The sequence below is a fragment of the Cobetia sp. genome, from assembly GCF_983723665.1.
On record NZ_CFDJES010000049.1, the window covers coordinates 14,202 to 21,811 of the forward strand.

General features: G+C 65.1%; 5 protein-coding genes. 2 read left to right on the forward strand and 3 right to left on the reverse strand.

All coding sequences use genetic code 11. The features are described 5' to 3' along the window. The 3 genes from AC4FAH_RS06965 to AC4FAH_RS06975 all read right to left on the reverse strand — a co-directional run. Positions 1-757: hypothetical protein (locus tag AC4FAH_RS06965; protein ID WP_490245807.1), on the reverse strand; the 757-nt coding region annotated here is incomplete at its 3' end. 79 nt (positions 758-836) lie between these two features. Next, on the reverse strand, positions 837-3,926 hold the full coding sequence (glnE, locus tag AC4FAH_RS06970; RefSeq protein ID WP_490245808.1) for a bifunctional [glutamate--ammonia ligase]-adenylyl-L-tyrosine phosphorylase/[glutamate--ammonia-ligase] adenylyltransferase: 3,090 nt from the start codon (positions 3,924-3,926) through the stop codon (positions 837-839). A 101-nt stretch (positions 3,927-4,027) separates the two neighbouring features. Beyond that, positions 4,028-4,399, reverse strand: coding sequence for a diacylglycerol kinase (locus tag AC4FAH_RS06975; protein WP_043334615.1), 372 nt, complete (start codon positions 4,397-4,399; stop codon positions 4,028-4,030). Positions 4,400-4,686: 287 nt separating this feature from the next. Here AC4FAH_RS06975 and nhaB point away from each other — a divergent pair, with 287 nt between their 5' ends. Together nhaB and AC4FAH_RS06985 are read left to right on the forward strand one after the other, a co-directional pair. Then, entirely contained in the window at positions 4,687-6,219 is a 1,533-nt protein-coding gene (gene nhaB / locus AC4FAH_RS06980; RefSeq protein WP_043334613.1) for a sodium/proton antiporter NhaB, read from the forward strand. Positions 6,220-6,416: 197 nt separating this feature from the next. Beyond that, positions 6,417-7,394 carry an MDR family oxidoreductase gene (locus tag AC4FAH_RS06985; RefSeq protein WP_279834640.1) on the forward strand — a complete coding sequence of 326 codons (978 nt, stop codon included), beginning with the start codon at positions 6,417-6,419 and terminating at the stop codon, positions 7,392-7,394. The last annotated feature ends 216 nt before the right edge of the window (positions 7,395-7,610 follow it).

Sequence of the window (7,610 nt, forward strand, 5' to 3'; positions counted from 1 at the left end):
TGCGCGACTCCTCGTCACTCGGGGGCTGGAAGGTGGACTGCTCGCTGATGTCCTCCCCACTGATGCGATTCAAAAGCTTGCGCAACTTGTGACGCTGCCTGCGTGATGACAGGCGATTGGAATCCCAGCGCTCCGGTACCAGCGCACATTCTCCATTGGCATCGTGCAGGCGGAAGGCACGCTCGACGCCGATCGGATGGTCCTCACTGCCATAGATACCGATGATGCTCAGCGTCAGGCGCTGGAATTCCAGCTGCTCATTGCTGGGCCAGTGACCATCGAGCGAGATGCCATTGCGGCGCGCCATGCGCTCGATGACTTCAGAGAAAGTCCCGATATGCAGGAAGTCGCCCGAGCCCAGCGGCCCCTGACGCGTGGTATCGGAGATACGCCATTCACTGCTGCTGGAAGCCTCCTGCGCGGACTGCTCGCTGTCGCCGTCCTGCTGATTGTTACCCTGCTCGTCACCTTCCTGATAGCTGCGTTCGAACTCGGTGACATCCATCAGCAGGCTGCCATGACTGGTATCCAGCCTGGCGATGATGTGCTCGATGAAGATCGATTCGGCACTCATGTTGCTGACGATGCACAGACTGTCGATACCCTTGGACTTGCCGCGATTGATCAGCACTCGCGGGCGACGCTGGCGACGGAAGTTGTGATACAGCAGCTGCGCGTAGACCAGCCAGATGAAGAACGAGCCGATACTGGCAATCGCCGAGATGGTTTTCGAGTGATTCGCAATCCACTCCATCATGCTGACCTCCCCTGTCAACGTTGTCTGGTGCACCCTTTCTTGGGGACAGCGACAGGGGATTGCGAGCATTGATTTGGCGTTAAACTCCCTCGTGACTGACCTGGTCCTCGCCCAGCAGTGCCTGCCAGAGGGTGATGACCCGCTCACGGTGGGCGGCAATCACCGGGTGCTGCTCCAGCCGCATCAGGCTGCCGTGCTTCTCCAGCGCCAGGCGATGACTGACATCGCGATAGGCCAGATAGGCCTCGCGCAGCTCACCGGCCTGCTCGCCCGGCAGCCGTCCGCAGGACTCGAGGGTTTCCAGCAGCCGCATGTTGTCGCTCCACTCGAGCAGAGCTGGCACCTGATGACTCAGCGCCAGCACGCAGTACTGGGCGAGAAACTCGATGTCGACGATGCCGCCGGCGTCCTGCTTGAGGTGGAACTGGCCGGCCTCGCGGTCCTTGGCGCTGCTGCCCAGGTGGTCACGCATCTTGTGGCGCATGGCGATCACCTCCTGGCGCAGCGTCTTCTCATCCCGCTGCTGACCGAGCACCTCACGGCGCACCTCCTCGAAGGCCAGCGCCAGCGCCGGGTCTCCCGCCACGGCCCGCGCGCGCACCAGCGCCTGATGCTCCCAGGTCCAGGCTTGCGTGAGCTGATAATCCCGGAAGGCCGCCAGACTCGAGACCAGCAGTCCCGAGTTGCCCGACGGGCGCAGGCGCATGTCGACCTCGTAGAGCGCACCGGCCGGCGTCACCGCCGTCAGCAGGTGGATGATGCGCTGCCCCAGACGCGTGAAGAACAGCGGGTTGTCCAGCGGCCGCGGGCCGTCCGTCTGGCCCTTGCTGGCCGCATCATGCAGGAAGACGAGATCCAGATCCGAGCCATAGCCCAGCTCGATGCCACCCAGCTTGCCGTAGCCGACGATCACGAAGCTGCCACTCAGGCTGTCGCCGGTGATCGGCTGGCCATCGCGCCCGATGGGGAAGCCATGCTTGCGGGTCAGGGTCTTCCACGCCATCGCCAGCACCTGTTCCAGCACCACCTCGGCGATGAAGGTCAGATAGTCACTGACCTTCATCAGCGGGCGGGCACCGGCGATATCGGAGGCCGCCACGTGCAACACCTGGGCGTGGCGGAACACCCGCAAGGCCTCGAGCAGCGCCTCTTCATCATCTTCGGGAATGCGCGACAGCGCAGTGCGCAGCTCATCGGCGAGGCGCGTCTTGTCGGCGGGTGAGTACAGGTTATGCGGGTGCAGCAGCTCGTCGAGCAGCACCGGATAGCGCGCCAGCTGCTCGGCGATCCACGGGCTGGCCGCACACAGGCGCATCAACTGCGCCAGCGCATCCGGGTTCTCGCGCAGCAGCGCCAGATAGGCCGTCCGGCGTAGCACCGCCTCGATCAGCGACAAGACGCGCTCCAGCACTCGGCTGGCATCGTGCTCGCCGGGCTTCTCGGGGTCGCCCGCCGCCGAGCCCAGCGCCTGCAACAATGGCGGCATCAGTGCATCGAGGCGATCAAAGCCGATGCGCTGCATGCCCTGCACTGCACGTGACCGCCGCAGGCTGTCGAGACGCCGGAAACTCTCGGCCGCACTCTCAAAGCCGCTCTCGGCGAGCAGTGCCTCGCCCTCCTCGGCCGTCAGCTCGCCACGCCACAGTGCTCGCCACTCATCCAGCGCCTGCTGGCCTTCGCCCTGCTCGGCCTCGTCGTCTTCCGGCGCGGCGATCACGTTGTCGAAATGATGGCGGATGCGCGTACGCACCTCTTCCAGGCGCGCGGTGAGCGCCTCCCAATCGGGCAGCTTCATGGCCAGCGCGAGACGCTCGCGGCCCAGCGGGTCCAGCGGCAGTGTCTGGGTCTGGCGGTCGGCCTGGGCCTGTAGGGCGTGTTCGAGATCGCGCAGGAAGACGTAGTCCGGCACCAGCTCATCCACGACCGCCTGCGGCAGCAAGCCCAGGGCTGGCAGGCGCGCAAAGGCCTGCTTGAGTGAAGTGACCTGCAATTCCGACTCACGCCCGCCCCGAATCAGCTGGAAGGCCTGGGCGACGAACTCCACCTCGCGAATGCCGCCGGAGCCGAGCTTGATGTTGTCGGACAGCCCGCGCCGCTTGACCTCGCGATTGATCATCGCCTTCATCTCGCGCAGCGACTCGATGGCACCGAAATCCAGATACTTGCGATAGACGAAGGGCCGCAGATGCGCGATCAGGCGCTCGCCGGCAGCGACGCTGCCCGCCACCGGGCGCGCCTTGAGCATCGCGTAACGCTCCCATTCGCGGCCCTGATCCTGATAGTAGCTGGCCAGCATCGAGAAACTGCCGACCAGTGGCCCGCCGTCCCCCAGCGGACGCAGCCGCATGTCGACGCGAAACACGAAGCCATCGGCGGTCATCGCGTCCAGCGCGGCAATCAGCTTCTGGCCGAGACGCGTGAAATATTCCTGATGATCCAATGACTTGCGGCCACCTGACGTCTCGCCCTTGTCGGGGAAGGCGAAGATCAGGTCGATATCGGAGGAGAGGTTGAGCTCGCCGGCGCCCAGCTTGCCCATGCCGAGCACCACCAGCCGCTGCGGCTCGCCGAAGCGGTCCGGCGCGGGGCGGCCGTAACGCGGCTCAAGCGAGGCTTCCAGCCAGCCAAGCGCGCCCTCGAGAGTGACTTCGGCGAGGTGCGAGACCGCCGCTGCGGTCTGCCACATGTCGGCGCCGTTGAGGTCGCGCCACACGATGCCCAGCATGCGCAGCTGGCGGAAGCGCCGCAGCACCTGCTGCATCGCCTTCTCATCTTCGGCGCTGGCGAGGCCGGCAGCGAGACGCTCAGTGAGCTGGGCGACCGGCAAGGCGCGCTCCAGCTCGCCACTCTCGAGCAGCTCGGACAGCAGTTCAGGGCGGCGGCACAACGTCTCCAGCGCGAAGTCGGACAGCGTGATCAGACGTCCCAGCTGGCTGCGCTGACGCTCATCGAGGGCCAGGAAGGTCGCCAGCGGTGAGCTGTCATCGCCACGCATCTCGCTGAGGTTCTCAGCCTGGGTCAGGCTCTCTTCGAGACGCTCCTGGGCGGCGCACAAGGCGCTCTCGAGCGTGGCACGGCTGTCAGTCGACTGCTCGGCCAGCAGCGATGACGGCGCAAGGAAATCAGCGGGCAACAGTGGGCGGGACTGCGCGGGGGATGGCTGGGGCATGGTCGTCTCCTTCGATCCAGCCCTCAGCATAACGGAGGCCGCAGGCACATGACACGGCCTGCCCGCCGACCCCTTTCATTGATGTGGTCGGGGCTGGTCGCTCAGCCGAACAGCTTGTCGTAGAGCAAGGTGCCCCAGGTCAGGCCAGCGAAGATCAGGCTGATCATGACCGCCGCCGAGCCCATGTCCTTGGCGCGCCCGGACAGCTCATGGAATTCCGGGCCGATGCGGTCAATCGCGGATTCCACCGCCGAGTTGAGCAGTTCGACCATCAGCACGATCAGCGTGGAGCCGACCAGCAGCAGCCACTCGACATGCGAGTCACCGATCCACCAGGCAAACGGCAGCAGCAAGGCGCACAGCACGATCTCCTGGCGGAAGGCCTCTTCGTTGCTCCAGGCGGCCTTGAGGCCCTTGAGCGAGTAACGCGCGGAATGCTTGAGGTGGGTCAAGCCGGTATGCCGTGATTTCATCTTCGGGTCTCGTACAGAAGCAGCACGGAGGCTGCAAAGGCCGATCTTTCAATCGGACGACGTCTGCCAGCAACACGCCTCGGGAGAGCTCGCAGCACACCGGCCAGCGACAGCGCAGCGCTGCCTGCGCGATTTTCACGACCAAAGGCTACCCGAGACCTCATCGACGGGCGTGCTCTAATACCGCCAGGCGCTCGATGACGGCGGCGATGATAGCAAAGCACGCGCTGAAGCGGCATTGCCGATCCCGTCCTCCAACAACAACAAATCAACGCCGGGAACTGCCCATGCCTTCGCTATCACACGACACACGCCAGACGCTCAGCCGCGGACTGGCGCGCAACTTCCTCGGCCAGTCGCCACGCTGGTACAAGCAGCTGATGTGCCTGTTTCTGATCACCAATCCGCTGCTGCTGTGGTTCAGCGGTCCGCAAGGTGGCGTGATCGTCGGCTGGCTGCTGCTGGGGGAATTCATCTTCACGCTGGCGATGGCGCTCAAGTGCTATCCCCTCCAGCCAGGCGGTCTGCTGGCGCTGGAGGCCGTCGTCATCGGCATGGCCTCGCCGGAGGCCATCATGCAGGAGATGGAGCGCAACCTGCCGGTGATCCTGCTGCTGATGTTCATGGTGGCCGGCATCTACTTCATGAAGCCGCTGCTGCTGTATGCCTTCACCAAGATCATCCTCGGCGTGCGCTCCAAGACCTGGCTGTCGCTGATGTTCTGTCTCTCCAGCGCCCTGCTGTCCGCCTTTCTCGATGCCTTGACGGTGACGGCGGTGATCATCGGCATCGCGGTGGGCTTCTACTCCGTCTACCACAAGGTGGCCTCGGGCAAGCATTTCGATACCCAGCATGACCATGCCAACGATGTCAGCGTCGAGGCCGTGCACAGTGAAGACCTCGAGGATTTCCGCGGCTTTCTGCGCTCGCTGCTGATGCATGGCGCGGTGGGAACCGCGCTGGGAGGCGTCAGCACCATGATCGGCGAGCCGCAGAATCTGGTGATCGCCAAGGCCGCCGAATGGGACTTCATCGACTTCTTCCTCGCCATGGCGCCGGTCACCGTGCCGACCTTCTTCGCCGGCCTCGCCCTGTGCGTGCTGCTGGAGCGTGGCCGCTGGTTCGGCTACGGCCAGCGCCTTCCCGCCAGCGTACGACGCATTCTCGAGGATTATGACCATCACCAGGATTCACGGCGCACGCCGCGGGAACGCGCCGCGCTGATCGTGCAGGCCGTGGTGGCCGTGCTACTGGTCCTGGCGCTGGCACTGCACATGGCAGAAGTCGGGCTGATCGGGCTGGCGGTGATCATCCTGCTGACCGCCGGCAACGGCATCACCGATGAGCATCAGATCGGCCGCGCCTTCCAGGAATCGCTGCCCTTCACCTCGCTGCTGGTGGTGTTCTTCACCATCGTCGCGGTCATCCACGAGCAGCATCTGTTCCAGCCGTTCATCCAGTGGGTACTGAGTCTGCCCATCGAGGAACAGGCCGGCGCGCTGTTTCTGGCCAACGGCCTGCTCTCGGCCATCTCGGACAATGTCTTCGTGGCCACGGTATACATCACCCAGGTCAAGAACGAGTTCGTGGCCGGCAATATCAGCCGCGAGCACTTCCATGCGCTGGCGGTCGCGGTGAACACCGGCACCAACCTGCCCAGCGTTGCGACCCCCAACGGCCAGGCGGCGTTCCTGTTTCTGCTCACCTCCGCCATCGCGCCGCTGGTCAGGCTCTCCTACGGGCGCATGGTGTGGATGGCGCTGCCCTACACGGTGCTGATGACGCTGGTCGGGCTGGCCACCGTGCGCAGCTTCATCTAGTCAGCACCTCCTGTTACCGGGGCCAGCCGCACCTCCGGCTGGCCCCGGTTGCGTCAGTCTCATCCCAATGTCGATATCGCGAGACTTCCCCACAGCGTCGCTTGCAGGCACTGTGAGATGACGCGTCTCGATCAGACGCCGTGACACCTTCAAGCAGGAAGACCGCCAACACCAACGCCATCCACAAGGAGACAGCCATGTCCCGCGCACTGATGCTGCACGAAGAGACACCTCGCGCCCGAGTCGTCGACCTCTCCGATGATCAGCTACCTGACCTGCCTGTCACGGTGGCCATCGAGCGTTCCGGACTCAATTACAAGGACGCGCTGGCCATCACCGGCCGTGGCAAGATCGTTCGCGAGCTGCCCTTCGTGCCGGGCATCGATTTCGCGGGACGCGTCGAGGCCTCCGACTCGCCGGACTATCAGCCGGGCGATGAGGTCCTCCTGACCGGCTGGGGCGTGGGCGAGCGCCATTGGGGCGGCCTGGCCGAGCGCATGCGCGTCAAGCCCGAGTGGCTGGTCAAGCGCCCCGCCAATCTGAGCGCCGAGCAGGCCATGGCCTTCGGCACCGCCGGCCTGACCGCCATGCTATGCGTGATGCGTCTCGAGGAGGCCGGCCTGACGCCCGAGCAGGGCCCGGTGATCGTCACCGGCGCCACCGGTGGGGTCGGCAGCTGGGCCGTGCAGATGCTGGCTGGGCAAGGCTTCGAGGTTCACGCGGTCAGCGGCAAGGCCGAGCAGCGCGAATGGCTCGAGTCACTGGGCGCGAGCGAAGTCCATCTGCGCAGTGATTTCGAGGACAAGGGCCGTCCGCTGGAGAAGAGCCGCTGGGCAGGCGCCGTGGATACCGCCGGTGGCCAGGTGCTGGCCAATCTGCTGGCGCAGATGAATTACGATGGCAAGGTGGCGGCCGTGGGCCTCGCGGCGGGCGCCGACCTGCCCACCAGCGTGATGCCGTTCATCCTGCGCGGTGTCTCGTTGCTGGGCGTCGATAGCGTCATGATCAACGCCGAACGCCGCCAAAAGGTCTGGCAGCGTCTGGCCGACCTGCCGGACGAGATGCACGCCCAGATGCAGCTCGAGACGGTCGGCCTGGAAGGCCTCGCCGAACGCGCCGAGGCGATGATCGACGGACGCGTCAGCGGTCGTGTGCTGCTCGACCCGACGCGCTGAAGACACTCGACGCACGACCCGCGACGGAAAATTTGCCCTCGCAGCGCCAAAAACGCTTCAAGTCCTTGATTGTTGCGGTGCAATAGCGATTTTGGCGTTAGCCAACGCCGTCACACAACGCTATGCTCTTGTTATCTCGTTGCGCCCTGTCGAGCGTCCCGAGTGCCCTCCCCTCAGCCATGCCGGGCGTGTGGAGGACCACCCCGCCTTCGGGCG

Excerpts from the sequence above, each read along its gene's own strand:
- nhaB (WP_043334613.1), top strand. The coding sequence starts at position 4,687 with ATGCCTTCGCTATCACACGACACACGCCAGACGCTCAGCCGCGGACTG.
- glnE (WP_490245808.1), bottom strand. The coding sequence starts at position 3,926 with ATGCCCCAGCCATCCCCCGCGCAGTCCCGCCCACTGTTGCCCGCTGAT.
- AC4FAH_RS06975 (WP_043334615.1), bottom strand. The coding sequence starts at position 4,399 with ATGAAATCACGGCATACCGGCTTGACCCACCTCAAGCATTCCGCGCGT.
- AC4FAH_RS06985 (WP_279834640.1), top strand. The coding sequence starts at position 6,417 with ATGTCCCGCGCACTGATGCTGCACGAAGAGACACCTCGCGCCCGAGTC.